Below are 22,299 nucleotides of genomic sequence, written 5' to 3'. Positions count from 1 at the left end.
ATCCCTTACGCGCACACTATTTCGCCACACCGGCTTGCAGAACCCGTTGTATCTGCTGGAGCGAAGCCGGATCTTCGATCGCCGTCAGGTCGCCTGGGTTGCGGCCTTCGCAGATGGCCTGGATCGAACGGCGCAGTAATTTTCCAGAGCGGGTCTTCGGCAACTGCGGCACGAAATAAACGCGCGACGGCCGCGCGACAGCGCCCAGTTGATGATCGACCACGCCGAGGATCTCGCGTTCCTGCGTCGTACATCCTTCTTCGCTGGCGGTACGCGTCGCGTCCTTGACGATAACGAAGGCAACCGCCACCTGGCCTTTGAGCTTGTCTTCCACGCCGACCACCGCCACCTCGGAAACGTTGGCGTGGCTGGAGATGGATTCCTCGATCTCGCGCGTGCCGAGACGATGGCCGGCGACATTGATCACGTCATCGGTGCGGCCGAGGATGAAGTAGTAGCCGTCTTCGTCGCGCACGCCCCAGTCGAAAGTCGAATACACCTGCTGGCCATCGAAGGTGGACCAGTAGGTATCGACAAATCGCTGGTCGTCGCCGTACACGGTCTGCATGCAGCCTGGCGGCAGCGGGCCGTCGATCACCACCACGCCCTTCTCGTTGGCGGCACATTCCTCGCCAGTCGATTCGTTGAGCAGCTTGACCTTATAGCCGTACATCGCCACGCCGGGGCTGCCCAAGCGCGTCGGCGTGTCCTCGACGCCCTTGGCGATCGACAGGATGGGCCAGCCGGTTTCGGTCTGCCAGTAATTGTCGATGATGGGCACGCCCAGTTCTTCGTGTATCCATTGCGACGTGGTTTCGTCGAGCGGTTCGCCGGCCAGGTACAGCGCGCGCAGCGACGACAGGTCGTACTTGCGCATGAACTCCGGCGGCTGCTTGCGCAGCACGCGGATCGCCGTCGGCGCCGAGAACATGCGCGTGACTTTGTACTTCTCGACGATGCTCCACCAGATGCCGGCGTCCGGGCAGATCGGCAGGCCCTCGTACATGATGGTCGCCATGCCGGCGATCAGCGGGCCGTAGACGATGTAGGAGTGGCCGACCACCCAGCCGATATCGGAGGTGGCGAAGAAGGTCTCGCCGGCCTTGCCGCAAAAGTTGTACTTCATCGACGACGCCAGCGCCACCGCATAACCACCGACGTCGCGTTGCACGCCTTTCGGCTTGCCGGTCGTGCCGGAGGTGTAGAGGATGTAGGACGGCTCGTTCGACTCCAGCCAGGTCACTGGTACGCGCGCATCCATGTGGGCGGCGCGCAGGCTGGCCCAGTCCTCGTCGCGGCCGGCCACCAGTTCCATCGGCGCCAGCTTGCGGTCCACCAGCAGCACCTTGGCCGGCTTGGCGGACGACAGTTCGATCGCCTCGTCCAGCAGGTGTTTGTAGGGGATAGCCTTGCCGCTGCGCGAACCGGCATCGGCGGAGATGATCAGCACCGGCCGCGCATCGTCGATGCGACTGGCCAGGCTGTTGGCGGCAAAACCGCCGAACACCACCGAGTGAATCGCGCCGATGCGGGCGCAGGCCAGCATCGCGAACGCGGCTTCGGCGATCATCGGCATGTAGATCAACACGCGGTCGCCACGGCCGACACCCAGCTCCTGCATCATCGCAGCGCAGCGTTCGACTTCGGTACGCAATTCGTTGAACGAGTAGCTACGCTCTGTATTGGTTTCGGTGGAGATGGCGATCAGCGCGGGCTGGTCGCCCTGGCTGGCACACCAGCGGTCCACGGCGTTATGGCACAGGTTAGTCTGCCCGCCGACGAACCACTTGGCGAACGGAGGATGGGAATAATCCAGCACTTTCGTGCATGGGGTGTGCCAGTCGATGAGCGCTGATTCGTCCTGCCAGAATTGTTCAGGCGTGACGATAGAGCGCTGATAAAAATCAGCGTATTTCATATCTCCTCCGTTATGGTGTGTTCAGCTTAGAACGTGTCGCCGGGGATGCGTACCCAACCTTCCATCAACACGCGGGCGCTGCGGCTCATGACCGCTTTTTTTACGCTCCACTCGCCGTTCTGCTGCGCCGCTTCCGCGCCGACCCGCAGCGTGCCGGATGGGTGGCCAAAGCGCACCGCATCGCGCGCGCCGCCGCCCGCCGCCAGATTCACCAGCGTGCCCGGTATCGCCGCAGCGGTGCCGATAGCTACCGCCGCCGTCCCCATCATCGCGTGATGCAGCTTACCCATCGACATGGCCCGCACCAGCAGGTCAACGTCGGTGGCGGCGACCTGCTTGCCGCTCGACGAAGTGTACGGCGCCGGCTTGGCGACGAAGGCCACCTTGGGCGTATGCTGGCGCGTGGCCGCGTCGTCGATATGCTTGATGAGGCCCATGCGCAGCGCACCATGCGCGCGTATCAGTTCGAAGCGTGCCAGCGCTTTCGGATCGCCGTTGATGGCGTCCTGCAGCTCGGTGCCGAGGTAGCCGATATCTTCCGCGTTGACGAAAATGGTCGGGATGCCGGCGTTGATCATGGTCGCCTTCATGGTGCCAACACCGGGCACTTCCAGTTCGTCGACCAGTTGGCCGGTCGGGAACATGGAGCCGCCCACGCCCTCTTCTTCCGCTGCCGGGTCCATGAATTCCAGCTGAACTTCGGCTGCGGGGAAGGTGACGCCGTCGAGTTCAAAGTCGCCGGTCTCCTGCACTTCGCCGTTGGTGATTGGTACGTGGGCGATGATGGTCTTGCCGATATTGGCCTGCCATACGCGCACCACGGCCATGCCGTCGCGCGGAATGCGGTCCGCGTCCACCAGGCCGCCGCTGATGGCGAAGGCGCCAACCGCAGCGGACAGGTTGCCGCAGTTGCCGCTCCAATCGACGAAGGCCTTGTCGATGGAGACCTGGCCGAACAGGTAGTCGACGTCGTGATCCGGCTTGCTGCTCTTGGCCAGGATCACCGATTTGCTGGTACTGGAGGTGGCGCCGCCCATACCGTCGATCTGCTTGCCGTATGGGTCCGGACTGCCGATCACGCGCAGCAGCAAGGCGTCGCGCGCGGCGCCCGGCTGTTGTGCTGCGGCCGGCAGATCCTGCAAGCGGAAGAACACGCCCTTGCTGGTGCCGCCACGCATATACGTGGCGGGGATCTTGATTTGCGGTGTGTGAGCCATGATCAGGCAGCCTTTACGGATTCAAGGAAGTCCTGGGCGAAGCGTTGCAGCACGCCGCCCGCTTCGTAGATCGACACTTCCTCTGCCGTATCGAGGCGGCAGATCACCGGCACTTCGACACGCTCGCCGTTGCGGCGGTTGACCACCAGCGTCAGCGTCGAACGCGGGGTGCGCTCGCCGATCACGTCGTAGCTTTCGGTGCCGTCCAGCGCCAGCGTCAGGCGGTTCACGCCCGGCTGGAACTCCAGCGGCAGCACGCCCATGCCGACCAGGTTGGTGCGGTGGATGCGCTCGAAGCCTTCGGCCACGATCGCTTCCACGCCCGCCAAACGCACGCCCTTGGCCGCCCAGTCGCGCGACGAGCCTTGGCCGTAGTCGGCGCCGGCGATCACGATCAGCGACTGCTTGCGCTCCATGTAGGTCTCGATGGCTTCCCACATGCGGGTGACTTTGCCTTCCGGTTCCACGCGCGCCAGCGAACCGGCTTTGACCTTGCCGTCGGCATCGCGCACCATTTCGTTCTTCAACGTTGGATTGGCGAAGGTGGCACGTTGCGCAGTCAGGTGGTCGCCACGGTGGGTGGCGTAGGAATTGAAGTCCTCTTCCGGCAAACCCATTTTCGCCAGGTATTCGCCGGCCGCGCTATTGAGCATGATCGCGTTCGACGGCGACAGGTGGTCGGTGGTGATGTTATCGCCCAGGACCGCCAGCGGCAGCATGCCTTTCAGCGGACGGGCGCCGGCCAGCGCGCCTTCCCAGTACGGCGGACGGCGGATGTAGGTGGTCTGCGGACGCCAGTCGTACAGCGGCTTCACTTTGATGCCGTCGTCTTCCTGCTTGGCGAACATCGGGATGTAGACCTTGTTGAACTGCGCCGGCTTGACGCTGGACGCGACCAGCGCATCGATCTCTTCGTCGGTCGGCCAGATATCCTTCAGCGTGACCGGCTGGCCGTTGGCGTCGAGGCCGAGGACGTCCTTCTCGATGTCGAAGCGGATCGTGCCGGCGATGGCGTAGGCCACCACCAGCGGCGGCGAAGCCAGGAAGGCCTGCTTGGCGTATGGGTGAATACGGCCATCGAAGTTGCGGTTACCCGACAACACAGCGGTGGCGTACAGGTCGCGGTCTATCACTTCCTTCTGGATCACCGGATCGAGCGCGCCGGACATGCCGTTGCAGGTGGTGCAGGCGTAAGCGACCACGCCGAAGCCCAGCTGTTCCAGTTCAGGCATCAGGCCCGCTTCTTCCAGGTACAGCGTCACCGTCTTGGAGCCGGGCGCCAGCGAGCTTTTCACCCACGGCTTGCGGGTCAGGCCGCGCGCGTTGGCGTTGCGGGCCAGCAGGCCTGCTGCGACCATGTTGCGCGGGTTGTTGGTGTTGGTGCAGCTGGTGATGGCGGCGATGATGACCGCGCCGTCAGGCATCAGGCCAGGCTCGTTCTCCACCACGCCGCTGATGCCGCGCGCGGCCAGCTCGGAAGTCGGCACGCGGTTGTGCGGATTCGACGGGCCGGCGATGGTACGCACCACCGACGACAGGTCGAACTTCAGCACGCGTTCGTATTCGGCGGTCTTCAGGGCTTCGCCCCACAGGCCGGTTTCCTTCGCATAGGTCTCCACCAGCTTGACCAGTTCATCATCGCGGCCGGTCAGCTTGAGGTATTTGATGGTTTGCTCGTCGATGTAGAACATCGCGGCGGTGGAGCCGTATTCCGGCGCCATGTTGGAGATGGTCGCGCGGTCGCCCAAGGTCAGGTGCGAAGCGCCTTCGCCGAAGAACTCCAGGTACGACGAAACGACCTTTTGCTTGCGCAGGAATTCGGTCAGCGCCAGCACGGTGTCGGTGGCGGTGATGCCGGCTTGCGGCTTGCCCGTCAGCTCGACGCCGATGATGTCCGGAAGACGCATCCACGATGCGCGGCCCAGCATCACGCTTTCCGCTTCCAGGCCGCCAACGCCGATGGCGATCACGCCCAGCGCATCGACCATCGGGGTGTGCGAGTCGGTGCCGACCAGCGTATCCGGGAAGGCCACGCCGTCCACCGCCTGAATCACCGGCGACATGCGCTCCAGATTGATCTGGTGCAGGATGCCGTTACCCGGCGGGATCACGTCGACGTTCTTGAACGCCTTCTTGGTCCAGTTGATGAAGTCGAAGCGGTCTTCGTTGCGACGGTCTTCGATGGCGCGGTTCTTGTCGAAGGCATCGGGATCGAAGCCGCCGCATTCAACCGCCAGCGAGTGGTCGACCACCAGCTGGGTCGGCACCACCGGATTGACCAGCGCAGGATCGCCGCCTTGCAGCGCGATGGCGTCGCGCAGGCCGGCCAGGTCGACCAGCGCGGTCTGGCCGAGAATGTCGTGGCACACCACGCGCGCAGGGAACCATGGGAAGTCCAGGTCGCGCTTGCGCTCGATCAGCTGCGACAGCGAAGCGTTGAGCGTCGCCGGATCGCAGCGGCGCACCAGGTTTTCAGCCAGTACGCGCGAGGTGTACGGCAGCTTGGCCCAGGCACCTGGCTGGATCGCGTCGACAGCGGCGCGCGCGTCGAAGTAATCGAGCTTGGTGCCCGGCAGGGATTTACGGAATTGGGTGTTCATTATTTGCGGTCCTTGATCGGGACGAACTTCAGGTCTTCAGGACCGACGTAGTTCGCGCTTGGACGAATGATCTTGTTGTCGATGCGCTGCTCGATGATGTGCGCGGCCCAGCCGGACGTGCGCGAGATGACGAACAGCGGCGTGAACATCGCGGTCGGCACGCCCATCATGTGGTACGACACGGCCGAGAACCAGTCCAGGTTCGGGAACATCTTCTTGATGTCCCACATGACGGTTTCCAGGCGTTCGGCGATGTCGAACATCTTCATCGAGCCGGCTTCCTGCGACAGCTTGCGCGCCACTTCCTTGATGACGACGTTGCGCGGGTCGGAGATGGTGTACACAGGGTGACCGAAGCCGATCACGACTTCCTTGTTGGCGACGCGGTTGCGGATGTCCGCTTCGGCTTCGTCGGCGTTTTCGTAGCGCTTCTGGATCTCGAAGGCGAATTCGTTGGCGCCGCCGTGTTTAGGGCCGCGCAGCGCGCCAATGGCGCCGGTGATGGCGGAGTGGATGTCCGAACCCGTGCCGGCGATGACGCGGCTGGTGAAGGTGGAGGCGTTGAACTCGTGTTCCGCGTACAGGATCAGCGAGGTGTGCATCGCCTGGACCCAGCTTTCGGACGGCTTCTCGCCGTGCAGCAGGTGCAGGAAGTGGCCGCCGATGGAGTCGTCGTCGGTTTCCACGTCGATGCGCTTGCCGTTATGGCTGAAGTGGTACCAGTACAGCAGCATCGAACCGAAGGAAGCCATCAGGCGGTCGGCGATGTCGCGCGCGCCTGGCACGTTGTGGTCGTCCTTCTCCGGCAACGTGCAACCGAGTACCGAGACGCCGGTGCGCATCACGTCCATCGGATGCGCCGATGCTGGCAGTGCTTCCAGCGCGGCTTTCAGCGACGCAGGCAGGCCGCGCAGCGAGCGCAGTTTGGTCTTGTAGCCCTTCAGTTCAGCGGCAGTCGGCAGTTTGCCGTGTACCAGCAGGTAGGCGATTTCTTCGAACTCGCAGGTGCTGGCGACGTCCAGGATGTCGTAGCCGCGGTAGTGCAGGTCATTGCCGGTTTTGCCGACGGAGCACAGTGCGGTATTACCAGCGGTGACGCCGGACAGGGCGACGGATTTTTTTGGTTTGAAAGTAGCTTCGGTCATTTTATAGGTCTCCTGATTATTTTTTCTGTGCGGCGAACAAGGCATCCAGCTTTTGCTCGAAGCTGTGGTAGTTGATGCGCTCATACAGTTCGGCGCGGGTTTGCATGGTGTCGACCACGTTCTGCTGCGTGCCGTCGCGGCGGATCGCGCCGTAGACGTTTTCCGCAGCCTTGTTCATCGCGCGGAAGGCGGACAGCGGATACAGCACCAGGCCCACATCGGCGCTGCGCAGTTCGTCCACGGTGAACAGCGGCGTCGAGCCGAATTCGGTGATGTTGGCCAGCACCGGCACTTTGACGGCGGCGGCGAATTTTTTGTACATATCGAGGCTGATCATCGCTTCCGGGAAGATCATGTCCGCACCGGCTTCCACGCAGGCGACGGCGCGTTCGATCGCGGCGTCCAGGCCTTCGACGGCCAGCGCATCGGTGCGGGCCATGATGACGAAGTTTTCATCGGTGCGCGCATCGACTGCGGCGGCGATGCGGTCGACCATCTCCTGCTTGGAGACGATCTCCTTGCCCGGACGGTGGCCGCAGCGCTTGGCGCCGACCTGGTCTTCGATGTGCATGGCGGCGGCGCCGAACTTGATCATCGACTTGACGGTGCGCGCCACGTTGAAGGCGGAGGCGCCGAAGCCGGTGTCGACGTCGACCAGCAGCGGCAGGTCGCATACGTCGGTGATGCGGCGCACGTCGGTCAGCACGTCGTCCAGGCTGGAGATGCCCAGGTCCGGCAGGCCGAGCGAACCCGCCGCCACGCCGCCGCCCGACAGGTAGATCGCCTTGAAGCCGGCGCGCTTGGCCAGCAGGGCGTGATTGGCGTTGATCGCGCCGACCACCTGCAATGGGGACTCTTCTTGTACGGCTTTGCGGAACGCGGCGCCTGCGGAGTATTGACTCATGTTATGACCTTTCAATGTTGCAGTGAAGTTGGGCTATCTAGTGCAAGGGGCGTGCCAGACATGCACCCTATATAAATCAACAACTTACGCATTCCATGCGTTTCATAGTCGTTTCAATTTGAAACAACGAAACAGATGAACTACAATTGAAACATGCGCCACTCCACTCCCCTGCCCTTCGACGTCAACGACAAACCGGTGATCTGGACGGTGTCCGTCTCGCGCCTGTACGACCTGTTCCGCGACATCACGCTGGAATACGACGACCTGGCCACCATAGAACCGATCAACCTCGGCTTCGACGAAGCGGCGCGCCACATCCGCGAACGCATGGCCACCGAGCGTTGCGACGCCGTCATCGCCGCCGGCTCCAACGCGGCCTATCTCAAAGGCCGGCTTTCGGTGCCGGTGGTGATCGCCAAGTTCAGCGGCTTCGACGTGATGCAGGCGCTGGCGCGGGCGCGCCGCGTATCGGAGCGCATCGGCATCGTCACCTACCAGGAGCGCCTGCCGGAGCTGGCCGAATTCGCCGGCACCTTCGGCTTCGACGTCGAGCAGCGCACCTACGCGACGGAGGAAGATGCGCGCGCCCAGATCAACGACCTGAAAGCGGCCGGCATCAAGGCCATCGTCGGCGCCGGCCTGATTACCGACCTGGCCGAGGAAGCGGGATTGACGGGCGTATTCGTCTACTCGGCCGCCTCGATCCGCCATGCCTTCGACGACGCGCTGGAGATGGCGCGGCTGACGCAACTTGAATCGAACCGCAGCCGCACGCGCGGCGCCGTGGTGGCCGACACGCTGCGCGCCAAGCACGGCATCAACGACCTGCGCGGCGACTCCGACGCGATGGAGGGGCTGCGCCAGTCCGTGGTGCTGTACGCGAAATCCCCGGCGACCGTGCTGATACAAGGCGAAACCGGCTGCGGCAAGGAACTGGTGGCGCAGGCCATCCACCGCGAGAGCCCGCGCACGCTGGGCCAGAACCGCCCCTTCGTCGCAGTCAATTGCGGCGCGATTGCGGAATCGTTGCTGGAGTCGGAACTGTTCGGCCACGAAGAAGGCGCCTTCACCGGCGCGCGGCGCGGCGGCCATGCGGGCCTGTTTGAAGCGGCCAATCGCGGCACGCTGTTCCTCGACGAGATAGGTGAAATGCCGCTGACGCTGCAAACCCGTTTGCTGCGCGTGCTCGAAGAACGCGAGGTGGTACGGGTGGGCGGCACGCGGCCGATCGCCGTCAACGTCCGCATCATCAGCGCCACCCACTGCGATCTTGAGCAGCGCGTGCGCGAAGGCCGCTTCCGCGCCGACCTGTTCTACCGGCTGGCGGTGCTGCGCCTGTCGCTGCCGCCGCTGCGCGCACGACAGGAAGACGTGATGACGCTGGCCGAATGGTCGCTGAAGAATGCACTGGCCTCGCTGGGCGCGCGCCCTCATCCCAACCTGCACGCCGAGATGGCGACCTGCGCGCCGCTGCTGCAACGCTACGACTGGCCCGGCAACGTGCGCGAACTGCGCAACCTGACCGAGCGCCTGGCGCTGTTCCTGGCCGCCGAGCCATTGCAGGCCTTGACACCGGCCTTCGTCCTGAGCGTGGCGCCGGAACTGGCGACTCACACCGCCACGCTGCACAGCGCCGGCACGCAGGCCATCGGCTTCAGCTCCGGCACGCTGCCACTGGCGCTCGCGCCGCCCCGCCCATCCGCCGAAAGCGCCACCGCAGTGCTGGCCCGCTTCGGCGGACGCCGCGACGCCGCCGCCGACTATCTCGGCATCAGCCGCACTACGCTGTGGCGCAAGCTGCGCGCCGAAGCCGGCTAGGCAGGCGGTACTGCCCAACTACCGCTCATCCTTTCAAAAAACCGTTCATCCAGTAGTCGTCGCCGGTGCGATGCCGGTTCGATAGCATGGCCTCACTTATTTGACACAACGTCACAACCAAGGAGGTCACCATGCAACGCTCGCTCATCCAACGTATCGCCACCATCGCCGCCAGCCTGGCGCTGGCTTACGCCGCAGCACCAGCCGTCGCCGCCGGCACCGCCGCGGCTTCCGCGCATCCGGCCTTCAAGGTGGAAGTCACCGGCAAGGGCGAGCCTGTGATCCTGATTCCCGGCCTGGCCTCGTCCGGCGAAGTATGGAACGGCACGGTCGCCCACTACTGCGGCAACCGCCAGTGCCACGTCGTCACCCTGGCCGGATTCGCCGGCGTGCCCGCCATCGAAGGCCCGCTGCTGCCGGCAGTGGAACAGCAGCTGAGCGACTACATCACCGCCAATAAATTCGACCATCCCATCGTCATCGGCCATAGCCTGGGGGGCTTCCTGGGCATGAAGCTGGCCGCAGACCATCCCGATCAAGTCGGCCGCCTGGTCATCGTCGACACCTTGCCTGCACTGGCCGCCATCCAGATGCCCAGCATTACCGGCGCACAGATGAAGGAAATGGCCGCTAACACACGCACACGCATGGAATCGATGGATGCCGAGTCCTACCGCGCCAACCAGCTGAAGACCCTGCACGTCATGATCACCAAACAGGAAGACATCGACCGCGCCATCGGCTGGGGCAAGCAATCCGACCACGCCACCATCATCAACGCGATGGTCGAGATGATGAGCGAGGACCTGCGCCCCGAAGTGAGCCGCATCAAGGCGCCGACGCTGGTGCTGGGCGCATGGATCGCCTACAAGGACTATGGCACCAAGCCGATGTTCGAGCAGCTGTACAAAAGCCAGTACCAGCAGCTGCCCAACGTCAAAGTGGAGCTGGCCGACAACGCCCGTCATTTCATCATGTACGACGATCCGGCTTGGATGTATGATCGCATCGATAACTTTTTGAAATAAACCCATCATGACCAACGACCGTCCACTGCTCGCGCGCATGAACTGGTACTGGCTGTTCCAGCTGGCGGGTTGGAACTTCCTGCCGCTGCTGATGCTGGCCATGAGTCCGGGCGCCGATCACACGCCACGCATATACGCCATTGCGCTTTGGGGTGTCGTGGCCGGGCTGTTGATTTCCGATACCTGGCACCGGCTGCTCAAGCGCCAGATTCGTAACGGCGTGCGGATCAGCTGGAAGATGATGGCGGTGGCCATCCTGATACTGGGCGCCCTTCATGCCGGCGTGCAGACAGTCGGCTACCTTGTCATCAAACCGATGGGCAAGGTACATGGCATAGCCTGGGTGCCGGGCGTACTGATGTTCTGGTGGGGCGTTTATCTGGTGTGGAACATCTTCTACATGGCGGTGCTGTCGCTGCGCCGCGCCAACCGCCTCGAGCAAGAGGCGCTGCGGCTGGAGATCAGCGCCAAGGACGCCGAGCTGCGCGCCTTGCAGGCGCAGGTCAATCCACATTTTTTCTTCAACAGCATGAACAGCGTGCGCGCCCTGATTTACGAAGACCAGGACTCCGCCGCACAGATGATCGACCAGTTGGCCAGCGTGATGCGCTATGCGCTGCAATCGGGCCAGCATGACACGGTGCCGCTGGCGGCGGAGATCGAAGCCGTGCAGGCCTATCTGGCGATTGAAAAAATCCGCTTCGAAGAACGCATGCGAGTCAGCGTGGAAATCGGACTGGGACTGGACCAGGTACGCATACCGCCAATGGCCTTGCAGACGCTGGTCGAAAACGCCGTCAAGTATGGCGTCGAGACCAGTCCCACCGGCAGCGAGATCCGCATCCGCGCGCAGCGCATGGACGACGGCAAGATCCACATCGAGATCGCCAACCTGGGCGCGATCCTGCCGTTTGCAAATTCCACCAAGGTTGGCCTGGTCAACACCCGCAAGCGCCTGGCGCTGGCGCTGGGTTCCAACGCCAGCCTGGATCTGACTGAAAACAGTGGCTGGGTACGCGCCACGATGACTTTACCGGAGGCCGCCTGATGCGCGCATTGCTGATCGACGACGAACGCCTGGCGCGCGCAGAACTGCGCCGTTTGCTGGCGGCACACCCTGAAGTGGAAATCGTCGGCGAGGCCGTCAACGCGGCCGATGGCATCCAGCAGATCATCGCGCTCAAGCCGGATCTGGTGTTCCTCGACGTGCAGATGCCCGGTGGTAGCGGCTTCGATATGCTGGCTGCGCTGGAGGAAGCGCCGGAGGTGATCTTCACCACGGCATTCGACCAGTATGCGTTGCAGGCGTTCGAGGTCAATGCGCTGGACTATCTGCAGAAACCGATCCAGGCGGTGCGCATGGCGGCGGCCTTGCAGCGCTGCTCGTTGCGCCACAGCCGCGCGCTGGCCTATGCGGCGGCAGGCGTCCCTGCCGTGGCGCCGACGGCGGCCAAGAAGCTGTTCATCAAGGACGGCGAGCGATGCTGGTTTGTCGGCTTGCAGGATGTGCGGCTGTTCGAATCGGACGGCAATTACACGCGCGTCTACTTCGACGACCACAAGCCGCTGATGCTGCGCTCCTTGAACCAACTGGAGGAAAGACTGGACCCGCAACGCTTCTTCCGCGCCAGCCGCCGCCACATCGTCAACCTGGACTACGTCGACCAGGTCACGCCCAACGACGCCGGCGGCCTCGATCTGCTGCTGCGCGACGACCTCGAAGTGGAAGTCTCCCGCCGCCGCGCCGCCCAGTTCAAAAGCTTGGCCAGCCTGTAGAATTTGAAGCAGATCAGTTAGCTTTCACTATTCGTTTGATCTGCTATATTGAATCTGCCCAGTATGGCGGATGTGGCACATTGTCGAACATCGTCGGGTTCAGCAAAAAATGGCATCGGCTCCGGCCGAGGTCGTTAAGCGTTATGAGAAGTGGAAAGACGTCGCACACAGCTTCGGACCGCAAGGGGTGCAAGCGATCAAAGGCAATCACGACGAAGCTCTGCGCGGAAAATGGACCGGATATCGCTCTTCTCGCCTGGGATCCAAGTGGCGCATAATTTACCAAGTTACCGCAAATGTGATGCTGATTCGAATAGTTGAGGTGAACGCGCATGACTACAGAAAACATTGATATGACGGACTTTCTGCCTGAGAAAAAATATATAGATATTTCTGTCGGTGAGTCGGTCCGTATCGTGCGCGAAATGAACGAACTTTCGCGGCCTCGGCTTGCAGCGATCACTGGCATTTCAGAGGCCACGCTTCGCGCCATTGAAAATGACCAGCTGGAACTGACCATCGAGCAGGCCACGGTATTGGCAAACGCACTGCAAGTTACCCCTGCCATACTAATGACAACCGGGGTACGGGAAAATACCAAATCCGCCGCCTGACAGCGTTACGTCCGCAACGCCTCCGCCGGCACCATGCGCATGGCGATCCAGGTGTGGCGGGTGATGGCGATCAACGCGATGACCAGCGTCAGCGACAGGGCTAACAGCAAGGTCCAATAGCCGATCGGCGCGTGTTCGACATAACCCGACAGGTAGCGGCGAATCGCGATCACCGCTATCGGCAAGGCGATCACCGCCGCCGCCAACACCAGCGTGCCGATTTCTCGCACCACCAGCAGGCCGATGTCGGCGCCGCGTGCGCCGTGCAGCTTGCGCATGACGATCTCCCTCGCCCGCCGCTGCACCGTGTTCGCCGACAGCACATAGGTGCCGAAGGCGGCGATCGCCAGCGCGATCCCTGTGGCGACCGACATCAGCTTGGCCAGGCGCGCATCATCGGCATAGTTGGCAGCCAGTACATCGCTGACGCGGACGATCTTGGGGATCGCATCCGGGAAAAAGCTCGGCCACAACGCCTGCACGCTGCGCTCGACGGCCGCCGGATCGGCAGATGCGCGCACGCTCAACACCGTCCCCGCAGTCCACAGCTCGTAGGCCGTCGCGATCGGTTTATCGCGCAGCGAATGGAATCTCAAATCAGGAGCGATGCCGACGATGCGTTTGTAGATCACCTTATTTTCAAACCCCTTGAACAGCAAGGTCTGACCAATTGCCTCCTCGGCGCCGGCAAAACCCAACTCACGCGCAGCGACTGCGTTCAGCACCACCGGCACCCGGTCATCCTCCTTGTCCACGGCAGCCTGGAACAAGCGCCCGGCCAGCGGCGCGATGCCGTAAAGCTCGAAGAAATTCGCGCTGACCGATTTCATTTCCATCCCTGCGCTCTGCCCACCGGGACGCGTCATGTCATGGGTCCAAGCCCAATCGAGCCGGCCCACCGGATCTTCCGATATCGCCACACCGGCCACGCCAGGCTGCGCCGCCAGTGTCGAGTAAAAGCGCCGCGCCTTCTCGCTGTCCTTGACCCGTTCCGGCATGTCGACGATCACGAACGGCGTCGGATCGAAGCCGGGCGAGGCGTGCATTGCATAATGGGTCTGCCACGCCACAGCGATCGTCACGCTGGCGAAACCCATCGCGACCGACACCTGCAACACCGTCAACGCGCGTCGCCATTGCATGCTGGCGCGGGACTCCGTGTCGGGACGGCCTGCCAGCACCTGGGTCGGATGCACGCGCAGCGCGACCCACGCCGGGTAGATCGCCGTCAGCACGCCCAGCATGCCGCCCAGGCCAAACGCGGCGACGATATTCTGCAACGAGAACAAGCCATCCAGCTGACGGTTGACCAGCTGCGAGAAGACCGGCAGCGCCAGCCACGCCAGCATCAATCCAAGCGCGGTGGCCGTCAGCGCCACCAGCAGCGATTCGAGCAGGAACAGCAGCATGAGCTGTCCCACGCCGGCGCCCAGCACCTTGCGCATCGCCACCTCGCGCTGGCGCCGCAACACGCGCACCATGCTCAGGTTGACGTAGTTGATCGCCGCCATAATCAGGATCAGCAGCGCAAGCCCCGCCAGGCCGGCGACCAGCACAGGATTGGCGCGGTCGCCGGGAGCCGACACGAAACTGTTCTGCATTTTGTAATCGAAGTAGGCATCGCGCAGCGACGACATGGTGAGTTCTATCGCCTTGCGCTTGCCGAGGCGGGCGCGCATCTCCGGCGGGAAGTTCTGCATGCTCGGCGCCGTGTCCACCACTTTCTGCAAGCTGTCGATGATCGCCGGCAGCGAGGCGCCGGGCTGCACGCGCAGCAGCATCTTGCCCATCCAGCCATGCTCGCCGGTCATCATCTCATGCCGGATATCCGCCCCCGCCACCACCGAGTTGACGCCGAAAAGCAGCTCGAACGGTATCGTCGTATTGCCCGGCGGCGTAGGCACCACGGCGCCTACCTGCACGGTTTTCCCTTCCGTGAGCATCGTGCGGCCCACCGCATTGACCGTGCCGAACAAACGCAGCGCGCCGGCCTCGGTGACGACAAAGCGATCGGGCTTGTCCAGCGCATCCGCCAGGTTGCCCTGCACCGCGCGCAGTCCAAGCATCTCCGTAAAACCTGGCATGACGGTCAAGCCGCGCACCGCAAAGATGCTGCGGTTGATCCGCACAGTCAGCGGCGTGATCTCCGGCCGCGCCGGGATGTAGACCGCGGCGCCGACGACGCCCGGCGTCTTCAGCGCAGGCTCACGCAGGAACATCGGCACCACTTCCTGCAGGGGCGACGCCGGATCGACGTTGAAGTGCTGCTTGACGACATAGACCCTGTCCACAGCCGGAAAATGGGTGTCGTACTCCATCGAGTAACGCACAAAGCCAAGCAGCAGCAGGCACGCGGCCAGGCCGACGCCCAAACCCAGCACCACCGCCAGCGTGTAGGCCGGCTCCTGTACCAGCGCGCGCCAGCCGATGCGAAAGTCTCTTAGCTTCATGTGAGTGAAAATCCGTGATGGGAGAAACCCATAGCGTTTGCAACATCCATGCCACGGTTGTTCATGCGCTTCCAAGGCCGCATTCGGGCGGCCGATGTTCGGAAGTGAACGTTATGGCTGTTCACTTCCGAACACTTTGCCTTACTTCGCCTTGATCGGGAAGGCCGGATGCACCGGGCGCACCGGCGGGTTCTTCGCCAGTTCGGCCTTGATGACTTCAATCGCCTTTTCCAGCTGGGGATCGCGGCCGGCGATGACGTCGGCCGGATTCTGGTCGATCTCGATATCCGGCGCGACGCCCTCGTTCTCCACGCCCCAGCCGCCGTCGCGGGTCCAGAAGGCCAGGTTGGGCGCGGTGATGCCGCCGCCATCCATCAACGTCGGGAAGCCGAGGACGCCCACCAGGCCGCCCCAGGTACGCTTACCGATCAGCGGTCCCATCTGGTTTTTGCGGAACATCCACGGCAGCAGATCGCCGCCCGAACCGGCCGTTTCGTCGATCAGCATCGCGCGCGGTCCCTGGATCGAGGCCGACGGGGTTTTCATGTCGGCGCCGTAGCGCATGGTCCACCAGGCGATTTCCTTCTTCTGCAAAATCTCCAGGTAGTAGTCGGCCACACTGCCGCCGCCGTTGAAGCGTTCGTCGATGATGACGGCGTCCTTGTCGGCCTGCGGGAAGAAGTAGCGCTTGAAGTAGGTGTGGCCCAAGGTTGCGGTGTTCGGCACGTACACATACGCGACCTTGCCGCCGGTGGCCGCGTTCACCTTGCGGATGTTCCCTTCGATCCAGTCGCGGTTGCGCAGCGCGTCCTCGGTCGCCACCGGCACCACGGTGATGGTGCGCGATTTGCTGCCGTCCGCGTTCGGGCCGACGGTGATGTCGATGGCCTTGTTGGCGGTGTTCTCGAAGGCGCTGTACAGGTTCGTCGGCGCCAGCAGCGGACGGCCTTCCACCGCCAGCAGGTATTCGCCAGCCTTGACGTTCAGGCCAGGCTCGGTCAGCGGCGCGCGCAGCGCCGGGTTCCAGTTCAAGCCGCCGTACACCTTCTTGAAGCGATAGTGACCATCGCTCACCTCGTAGTCCGCGCCCAGCAGGCCGCCCGGCACCGCCTTGGCGTCGGTGAAGAAGTCGCCTCCTCCACCGCGATGGTGGCCCACGCCTATCTCGCTGCACAGCCATTGGATCAGGCGATTCAGGTCGCCGCGGCTGGACAGCTCGGGCAGGAACTGCGCGTACTTGGCGCGCATCTTGTTCCAGTCGGCGCCGTGCATGCCGGGATCGTAGAAGAAGTCGCGGTTGATGCGCCAGGCTTCGTTGAAGATCTGGGTCCACTCGGCGCGCGGCTCGGCGTGCACCTCGATCGCTTCGACCTTGATCTTGCCTTCGCCCGGCGTCAGCGTCTTGGCGGTGGCGCTGCCCATGGCCCAGGCTTCCTTGGCCCGGTACAGGATCTTCTTGCCGTCCGCGGAGACTTCGAAGTCGTCGGCTTCGGCCAGCAGGGTTTCGGCCTTGCGGTCTTTCAGGTCGAAGCGCTGAATGGCTTTCTTGCCGTCGTTCTCGCGCAGGAAAAAGATCTGCCCCGCTTCGCCTGTCTCCAGGTCGGACAAGGCAGCTGCAGGAATGGGCAGGTCGACGATGCGGGTTTCGATGCCGTCGAAGTCGATCGAGATCGGCGCCACCGGCGCGACCGTCACTTTGGGATCGTCGCGGCCCGTCTTCGGATCGACCTTGGCCGGTTCCGGCTTGGTCGCGTCCTTGGCGGCCGCCGGCGCGGACGATGCGGCACTCTTTTCCTCGTCGCTCTCCTTGATCAGCGGCGACGGCAGGTCGCGCCGCAGCACGGCCATCCAGACGGTGCGGGTCACGCGGTTGTCTTCGTTCTGCTGCGAGAACCAGTTGTTGCTAGGCCCGGCGTTGGTCGAGGCGAAGAAGTACAGGTACTTGCCGCTCTTGTCGAACACTGGATCGACGACGTCGGACAAGCCATCCGTCACCGGCCACGATTTGTTCTGTTCCAGCGAGTAGATGTAGGCGCTGCGGGTGTAGGTCATCGAATTTAGCGCGTAGGCGATCCAGCGCGAATCGGGCGCCCACGCGGCGCGCAGCGTCTTGTTCACGCCGTATAGCGGTTCGCTGGCGATCTTCCTGGTCGTACCCGAGGCGATATCCAGCACATACAGCGTCCACGCGTTGTCGGTGTAGGCGATCTTTTTGCTGTCGGGCGACCACACCGGATTGTCGTAGAAGCCGGCGCCGGTGAGCTTGAATTTGCGCGGTTCGCCCTTGCCGTCCTGCGCGCGGATGTGCAGCGCGTACTCTCCCGATTCGTCCGAGAAGTAGGCGACGGAGCGGCCGTCCGGCGACCAGGCCGGCGAGCGCTCATGCGCGGCAGGCGTTTGCGTCAGGTTGCGCACATCGCCCTTGTCGGCCGGGATGGTGACGATCTCGCCGCGGAACTCATACGCCACGCGCGCGCCGGACGGCGAGATCGACGCATTGCGGATGTACTTGGCGCCGCTGACCCAGCGCGGGCGCGACGCACCCAGGTCGCTGTTGACGCCGATGGTCAGTTTGCGCGACTGCCCGCTGGCCAGGTCCAGCGCATGCAGATAACCGGCCTGCTCGTAGACGATGCCGCCGCCATTGGCCGCGATGTTCAGCACTGGGAAGTCTGTATGGCGGGTCAATGCGCGCACGGCCTTGGTCTTGACGTCGTAGGCGTACAGATTGAATTCGCCGTCGCGGTCGGAGCGGAAGTAGACGGTGTCGCCTATCCACACCGGATCGACATCGTTCGAGTGCGTGGCCGGCTGCGGAATCTGCTGCACCGATTTGTCCGCACGGTTGAACAGCCACAGGATGGAGTTGGTGCCGCCGCGATAATGCTTCCACTGCATGAAGGCCGGCGAGAACGGGTTGTAGGCGATCTGCTTGCCGTCCGGCGACCAGCCCGCGCGCGCGGCGTTCGGCACTTCCAGTTCGGTCTCCACGCCGCCGGTTACCGGCACCGTGAACAGCTTGCGATAGCGGTTGTTGAACGCTGCGCGCGGCGACGTGAACATCACCGCCTTGCCGTCGGGCGTGAAGCCTTGCGCGACGTCCGCGCCGGGATGGTAGGTCAGCCGCTTCGGCACGCCGCCTTCAACCGGCAGCAGGTAGACATCGATATTGCCGTCGACTTGCGCGCTGTAGGCGATCGATTTTCCGTCCGGCGAAAACACCGGGTTCGATTTCTCGCCCGGATCGGCAGTCAGGCGGCGTGGCGACGAGCCGTCGCGATTCGCCAACCAGACGTCGCCCGCGTAGATAAAGGCCAGGTGCTGCGCCGACAGTGCCGGCTCGGTCAGCATGCGCGTGTCGCTGGTGCTGGGCAGCGCCAGCGCGCTGTGGCTCATGGCCAGCAGCGCTGCGGCGACGGCGGCGGATAGGATGCGTTTCATCGTGTCTCCTTATTTGAGCGCAGGGATGGCTTGTGGCTGATAGGCCTTGATCGGCTGGGCCTTCAGCTTCTTGTCCAGCAGCTCCAGCGCCACTTCCAGCTGGCGGTCCTGGCCTTGATAGGTGGCGTGCGGCGGGTTGTCCACTTCCACATCCGGCGACACACCCACGCCCTCGATCAGCCACTGGCCGTCGGCCGTGTTGAACTGGCCGTTTTCGGCCACGCGCGCCATGCCGTTGTCGCTCAGGCGGTTGTTATCGCTGAGCCAGACGCCGGCGCCCGCCGTGCGCTTGCCGACCAGCGGCGCCAGTCCCAGCGCCTTGATGCCGGCCGCGAAGGTCTCGCCGTCCGAGTAGGTGTATTCGTCCACCAGCACCACCAGGTGGCCGCGGAAGGTGTTCTGCATATTCGGCGCAGGCAGCGCCCCAGGCGACGACCAGAAGGCCCACGCCTTGCGCAGCAGCTTCTCGATCACCCAGCTGTCGATGTTGCCACCGTTGTTGCGGCGCACGTCGATAATCAGGCCTTCGCGGTTGACGTTGGCGTAGAAGTCGCGCGCGAACGAGGCGATGTCGCGCGGGCCCATGGCGCGCAGGTGCAGGTAGCCGATGCGGCCCTTGGATGCGGCGTCCACCTGGCGCGCGCGGCTCTGCTCCCAGTCGCTGTAGCGCAGGCCGGCCTGCTTGCCCATGTTGACCGGCGTGACGATCACTGAGCGTGTACCACCTTCCTTGCGCTTCACCTGCAGCAGCATCTGTTTGTCCGCCTGGTTCAGCAGCAGATCGGCGATGTCGCGCGCCTCCAGCACCGGCTTGCCGTTGACGGCGGTGATAACGTCGCCCTCCTTCACGTCCACGTCGGGTTGCAGCAACGGGCCGCGTTCGGACGGCAGCTCCGGTTCGCTGCGGTAGATGTGGTCGACGCGGTAGCCGTCGGCGGCGCGCGTGAGCAGCGCACCCAGGCCGGCCGGCGAGCCTTCCGGCGTTGGCCGGCGCAACTCGCCCGGCGCGATCTGCGAGTGCAGCGCGCCCACTTCGCTGATCATCATGCCCAGCACGTCGTTCAGCTCCGCGCGGTCGGTCACGCGCTCGACCAGCGGCGCGTACTTGGCGCGCACGCCGGTCCAGTTCACGCCGCGCATCTTGGCGTCGTACAGGAAGTCGCGGTGCATGCGCCAGGCGTCGTTGAACATCTGCGTCCATTCGAGGCGCGGGTTGGAGGTGAAGGTCCAGTCGTCCACCTTGACCTTGGCCTTGGAGACGTCGGTCGGCGCCTTGGCGCCCGCCTCCACCACCAGCATGTCGCCGGCACCGCTGGCGGCGAAGCTGCGGTAGTACAGGTGCTTCTTGTCGAAGGCCAGGTCGTATTCGCGCACGCCGCCGGCGAAGACTTCCGGCTGCGGGCCGTTGGCGGCGATCGCCAGCGTTTTCAGGTTGGCCTTGCCGTCGCTGCCGTCGGCGTCGAGGAAGTACAGGCGTTTGTCGTCGATTTGCAGGTTGCGGTAGTTACCGGCCGCCAGCGGCACTTCGAACAGGCGGTCCGCCAGGCCGGCGTAGACGATGGCCGGCAGCGCCTTGCCCGATTTTTTCTCCGGCACGGCTTTGGCGACAGCTTTTTCCACCGCCTTCTCGGCGGCCTGCTCGACGGCTTTTTCGGCCGCGCCTTCGGCCGGCTTGTCGCCCGGCTTGTTCAGTTCATCGTCCGGCTTGAAGGGGAAGCGGTTGCCCGGCTGGAGCGCCAGCGCATACACGCCGGTGCGCTTGTCGAACACCGGTCCCATATTGCGGTCGCCCCAAGGCGAACCATTCGCCAGCTGGAAGTTGCGGGCCGAGAGGAAGTACAGCCATTTTCCGTCCGGCGAAAACACCGGTGAGCGCGAGGTGTAGCGATCACTGGTGACGAAAGCCAGCTGTTTCGATTCGAGATTGTACAGGCCGATCTGCTCGCGCTGTTCGGTGCTGGCGGCGCGCACCAGCGCCAGGTTCTTGCTGTCGCCGGACCACAGGATTTCGTCGTGCTTGTCGACGCCGGCCTTGCCCGCATCGTCGATGACGGTGTTGGCCTTGGTGGCCAGGTCGAGCAACCAGAAGCGCCCCTTCTTGTCGGTGTGGCCCAGCCAGCGGCCGTCCGGCGATGGATACAGCTGCCAGCGATGGCTGTTGCCGTCCCTGGTCAGCTGCTCGCCCTTGCCGGAACCGTCGGCGGCGAATTTCCAGATTTCGTTTTCGCCGGTGCTGTCGACGATGGCGTAGACCCACTTGTCGTCGTGGCTGAACACCGCCTCGCGGGCGCGAGCGCCTTCCGGCACCGCGATCTCCACGCGGCGCTGCGAACCGGTGCCGGCCACGCTGACGCGGCCGCGCGCGGTCAACACCAGGCGTTCGTCCTTGCCGGAGATTTGCACGTTGGTCAGGTTCTCCAGCGGCGAGCGGATCTGGCGGGCGCGCTGCTGGTCGAAGTCGGAAACGAGGCTGATGGCCAACTGTTCATCCTTCGCTGCGACCAGGTCCAGCACGTGCAGATCGGCGCCCAGCTGGTAGACGATGCGGCCGTCGCCCAGCGCGGCGTTGCGCACATCCCAGTCGGTGTGGCTGGTCAGCTGGCGCGGATCGCTGCCGTCGGCCGCCATCGACCACAGGTTGTCGGAGCCGCCACGGTCGCTGATGAAGTAGACGCGGCCCTGCCACCACATGGGCCGCTTGTTGTTGCCGGCGTCGGAGGCCAGCAGCGGCGCGGCTTCCGTGGCGCAGGCCAGGTCGTAGCGCCACAGCTGCGCGTGCGCGCCGCCGCGATAGCGCTTGACGTTGTCGTTGGTGAGCGCCAGGCCGTTGCGGGTGAAGTACAGCGTCTTGCCTGCGTCGTCGAGCACCGCGTCGTTGGCGTCTGCCACGGCGAATACGCGGCGTTGCAGGTCGCCCGGCTTGACGGCCGCGATGACGTTGTTGCGCGACGGCCCTTTGCTATCGAGCGTGGTGACCAGCACTTCGCCCTGCGCGGTCCAGCCCAGCACATTCACCGCGCTGTTCTCGAAGGTGATGCGCTTGGGCAGGCCGCCCGCCACCGGCATCACGTAGGCTTCCTGCCCGCCTTCGTAGGAGGCCGAGAAGGCGATCCATTTGCCGTCGTGCGAGATGGCGGCGTTGGTTTCGGCGGCCGGGTGGGTGGTCAGGCGCTGCGCGGCGCCGCCGTGGGCGCCGGTCTTCCACAGGTCGCCCTCGGCGGTGAAGACCACAGCGTCGCCACGGATGGCGGGGTATCGGTAGTAGGCGTCGGCGGCGGAGGCGGTGCCGGACAGCAGGCCGGCGGACAGGAACATCAGGACGAGAGGACGGAGCCGGAGAGAAGTCGGGATCATGGGACAGTTTCAATGTTTGTCAAATGGAACG

The 22,299-nt window shown here is 64.1% G+C and carries 14 protein-coding genes; 6 read left to right on the top strand and 8 right to left on the bottom strand.

Annotated elements, in window-relative coordinates:
- Positions 1-16 precede the first annotated feature (16 nt).
- The 5 genes from D0T21_RS23905 to prpB are packed head-to-tail and all read right to left on the bottom strand — an operon-like array spanning position 17 to position 7,784.
- Positions 17-1,918 (bottom strand): propionate--CoA ligase, encoded by a 1,902-nt coding sequence (locus D0T21_RS23905; protein WP_116993023.1) that lies wholly within the window; start codon positions 1,916-1,918, stop codon positions 17-19.
- 26 nt (positions 1,919-1,944) lie between these two features.
- Positions 1,945-3,135 carry a 2-methylaconitate cis-trans isomerase PrpF gene (prpF, locus tag D0T21_RS23900; RefSeq protein ID WP_116993021.1) on the bottom strand — a complete coding sequence of 397 codons (1,191 nt, stop codon included), beginning with the start codon at positions 3,133-3,135 and terminating at the stop codon, positions 1,945-1,947.
- 2 nt (positions 3,136-3,137) lie between these two features.
- The gene (acnD, locus tag D0T21_RS23895; protein ID WP_116993018.1) at positions 3,138-5,735 is read right to left on the bottom strand and encodes a Fe/S-dependent 2-methylisocitrate dehydratase AcnD; all 2,598 of its coding nucleotides are present in this window, start codon (positions 5,733-5,735) and stop codon (positions 3,138-3,140) included.
- On the bottom strand, positions 5,735-6,880 hold the full coding sequence (prpC, locus tag D0T21_RS23890) for a 2-methylcitrate synthase (protein WP_116993016.1): 1,146 nt from the start codon (positions 6,878-6,880) through the stop codon (positions 5,735-5,737). Before prpC ends, acnD begins: the two co-directional genes overlap by 1 nt.
- Positions 6,881-6,896: 16 nt before the next feature.
- Positions 6,897-7,784 carry a methylisocitrate lyase gene (prpB, locus tag D0T21_RS23885; RefSeq protein WP_116993014.1) on the bottom strand — a complete coding sequence of 296 codons (888 nt, stop codon included), beginning with the start codon at positions 7,782-7,784 and terminating at the stop codon, positions 6,897-6,899.
- A gap of 153 nt (positions 7,785-7,937) precedes the next feature.
- Between prpB and prpR the strand changes: the two genes are divergently transcribed.
- The 6 genes from prpR to D0T21_RS23855 all read left to right on the top strand — a co-directional run bounded on the left by prpR (position 7,938) and on the right by D0T21_RS23855 (position 13,023).
- Positions 7,938-9,605 carry a propionate catabolism operon regulatory protein PrpR gene (prpR, locus tag D0T21_RS23880; RefSeq protein WP_116993012.1) on the top strand — a complete coding sequence of 556 codons (1,668 nt, stop codon included), beginning with the start codon at positions 7,938-7,940 and terminating at the stop codon, positions 9,603-9,605.
- A gap of 131 nt (positions 9,606-9,736) precedes the next feature.
- Positions 9,737-10,633, top strand: a complete 897-nt coding sequence (locus D0T21_RS23875) for an alpha/beta fold hydrolase (RefSeq protein WP_116993010.1) — start codon at positions 9,737-9,739, stop codon at positions 10,631-10,633.
- A gap of 7 nt (positions 10,634-10,640) precedes the next feature.
- Entirely contained in the window at positions 10,641-11,681 is a 1,041-nt protein-coding gene (locus tag D0T21_RS23870; RefSeq protein ID WP_116993008.1) for a sensor histidine kinase, read from the top strand.
- Complete coding sequence (locus D0T21_RS23865; RefSeq protein ID WP_116993006.1) at positions 11,681-12,409, top strand: LytTR family DNA-binding domain-containing protein; 729 nt, start codon at positions 11,681-11,683, stop codon at positions 12,407-12,409. The genes D0T21_RS23870 and D0T21_RS23865 overlap by 1 nt, the downstream gene beginning before the upstream one ends.
- Before the next feature lie 70 nt (positions 12,410-12,479).
- Positions 12,480-12,761: a type II toxin-antitoxin system mRNA interferase toxin, RelE/StbE family gene (locus D0T21_RS32885; protein ID WP_116993005.1), complete on the top strand. Its 282-nt coding sequence runs from the start codon at positions 12,480-12,482 to the stop codon at positions 12,759-12,761.
- The gene (locus D0T21_RS23855) at positions 12,742-13,023 is read left to right on the top strand and encodes a helix-turn-helix domain-containing protein (protein WP_199538593.1); all 282 of its coding nucleotides are present in this window, start codon (positions 12,742-12,744) and stop codon (positions 13,021-13,023) included. The genes D0T21_RS32885 and D0T21_RS23855 overlap by 20 nt, the downstream gene beginning before the upstream one ends.
- Positions 13,024-13,028: 5 nt before the next feature.
- Here the strand turns inward: D0T21_RS23855 and D0T21_RS23850 are convergent, their stop codons facing one another.
- The 3 genes from D0T21_RS23850 to D0T21_RS23840 form a co-directional block, all read right to left on the bottom strand.
- Positions 13,029-15,473, bottom strand: a complete 2,445-nt coding sequence (locus tag D0T21_RS23850) for an ABC transporter permease (protein WP_116993003.1) — start codon at positions 15,471-15,473, stop codon at positions 13,029-13,031.
- A gap of 141 nt (positions 15,474-15,614) precedes the next feature.
- The gene (locus D0T21_RS23845; RefSeq protein WP_116993001.1) at positions 15,615-18,914 is read right to left on the bottom strand and encodes a S41 family peptidase; all 3,300 of its coding nucleotides are present in this window, start codon (positions 18,912-18,914) and stop codon (positions 15,615-15,617) included.
- Positions 18,915-18,923: 9 nt separating this feature from the next.
- Positions 18,924-22,268, bottom strand: a complete 3,345-nt coding sequence (locus tag D0T21_RS23840) for a S41 family peptidase (protein WP_116992999.1) — start codon at positions 22,266-22,268, stop codon at positions 18,924-18,926.
- Positions 22,269-22,299 lie beyond the last annotated feature (31 nt).

Origin of the sequence: Duganella sp. BJB476, assembly GCF_003416895.1 — a bacterium.
In the GTDB taxonomy this organism is placed as follows: Bacteria; Pseudomonadota; Gammaproteobacteria; order Burkholderiales; family Burkholderiaceae_D; genus Rugamonas.
Note: the sequence above shows the minus strand (reverse complement) of the source record. Positions and strands in the feature narration are given on the sequence as shown.

What these genes read in the sequence shown, in the direction of transcription:
- prpF (WP_116993021.1), bottom strand. Translation starts at nt 3,135, where the DNA reads ATGGCTCACACACCGCAAATCAAGATCCCCGCCACGTATATGCGTGGC.
- D0T21_RS23875 (WP_116993010.1), top strand. Translation starts at nt 9,737, where the DNA reads ATGCAACGCTCGCTCATCCAACGTATCGCCACCATCGCCGCCAGCCTG.
- D0T21_RS23865 (WP_116993006.1), top strand. Translation starts at nt 11,681, where the DNA reads ATGCGCGCATTGCTGATCGACGACGAACGCCTGGCGCGCGCAGAACTG.
- D0T21_RS23840 (WP_116992999.1), bottom strand. Translation starts at nt 22,268, where the DNA reads ATGATCCCGACTTCTCTCCGGCTCCGTCCTCTCGTCCTGATGTTCCTG.
- acnD (WP_116993018.1), bottom strand. Translation starts at nt 5,735, where the DNA reads ATGAACACCCAATTCCGTAAATCCCTGCCGGGCACCAAGCTCGATTAC.
- D0T21_RS23855 (WP_199538593.1), top strand. Translation starts at nt 12,742, where the DNA reads ATGACTACAGAAAACATTGATATGACGGACTTTCTGCCTGAGAAAAAA.
- prpR (WP_116993012.1), top strand. Translation starts at nt 7,938, where the DNA reads ATGCGCCACTCCACTCCCCTGCCCTTCGACGTCAACGACAAACCGGTG.
- D0T21_RS23850 (WP_116993003.1), bottom strand. Translation starts at nt 15,473, where the DNA reads ATGAAGCTAAGAGACTTTCGCATCGGCTGGCGCGCGCTGGTACAGGAG.
- D0T21_RS23845 (WP_116993001.1), bottom strand. Translation starts at nt 18,914, where the DNA reads ATGAAACGCATCCTATCCGCCGCCGTCGCCGCAGCGCTGCTGGCCATG.
- prpB (WP_116993014.1), bottom strand. Translation starts at nt 7,784, where the DNA reads ATGAGTCAATACTCCGCAGGCGCCGCGTTCCGCAAAGCCGTACAAGAA.
- D0T21_RS23870 (WP_116993008.1), top strand. Translation starts at nt 10,641, where the DNA reads ATGACCAACGACCGTCCACTGCTCGCGCGCATGAACTGGTACTGGCTG.
- D0T21_RS32885 (WP_116993005.1), top strand. Translation starts at nt 12,480, where the DNA reads ATGTGGCACATTGTCGAACATCGTCGGGTTCAGCAAAAAATGGCATCG.
- prpC (WP_116993016.1), bottom strand. Translation starts at nt 6,880, where the DNA reads ATGACCGAAGCTACTTTCAAACCAAAAAAATCCGTCGCCCTGTCCGGC.
- D0T21_RS23905 (WP_116993023.1), bottom strand. Translation starts at nt 1,918, where the DNA reads ATGAAATACGCTGATTTTTATCAGCGCTCTATCGTCACGCCTGAACAA.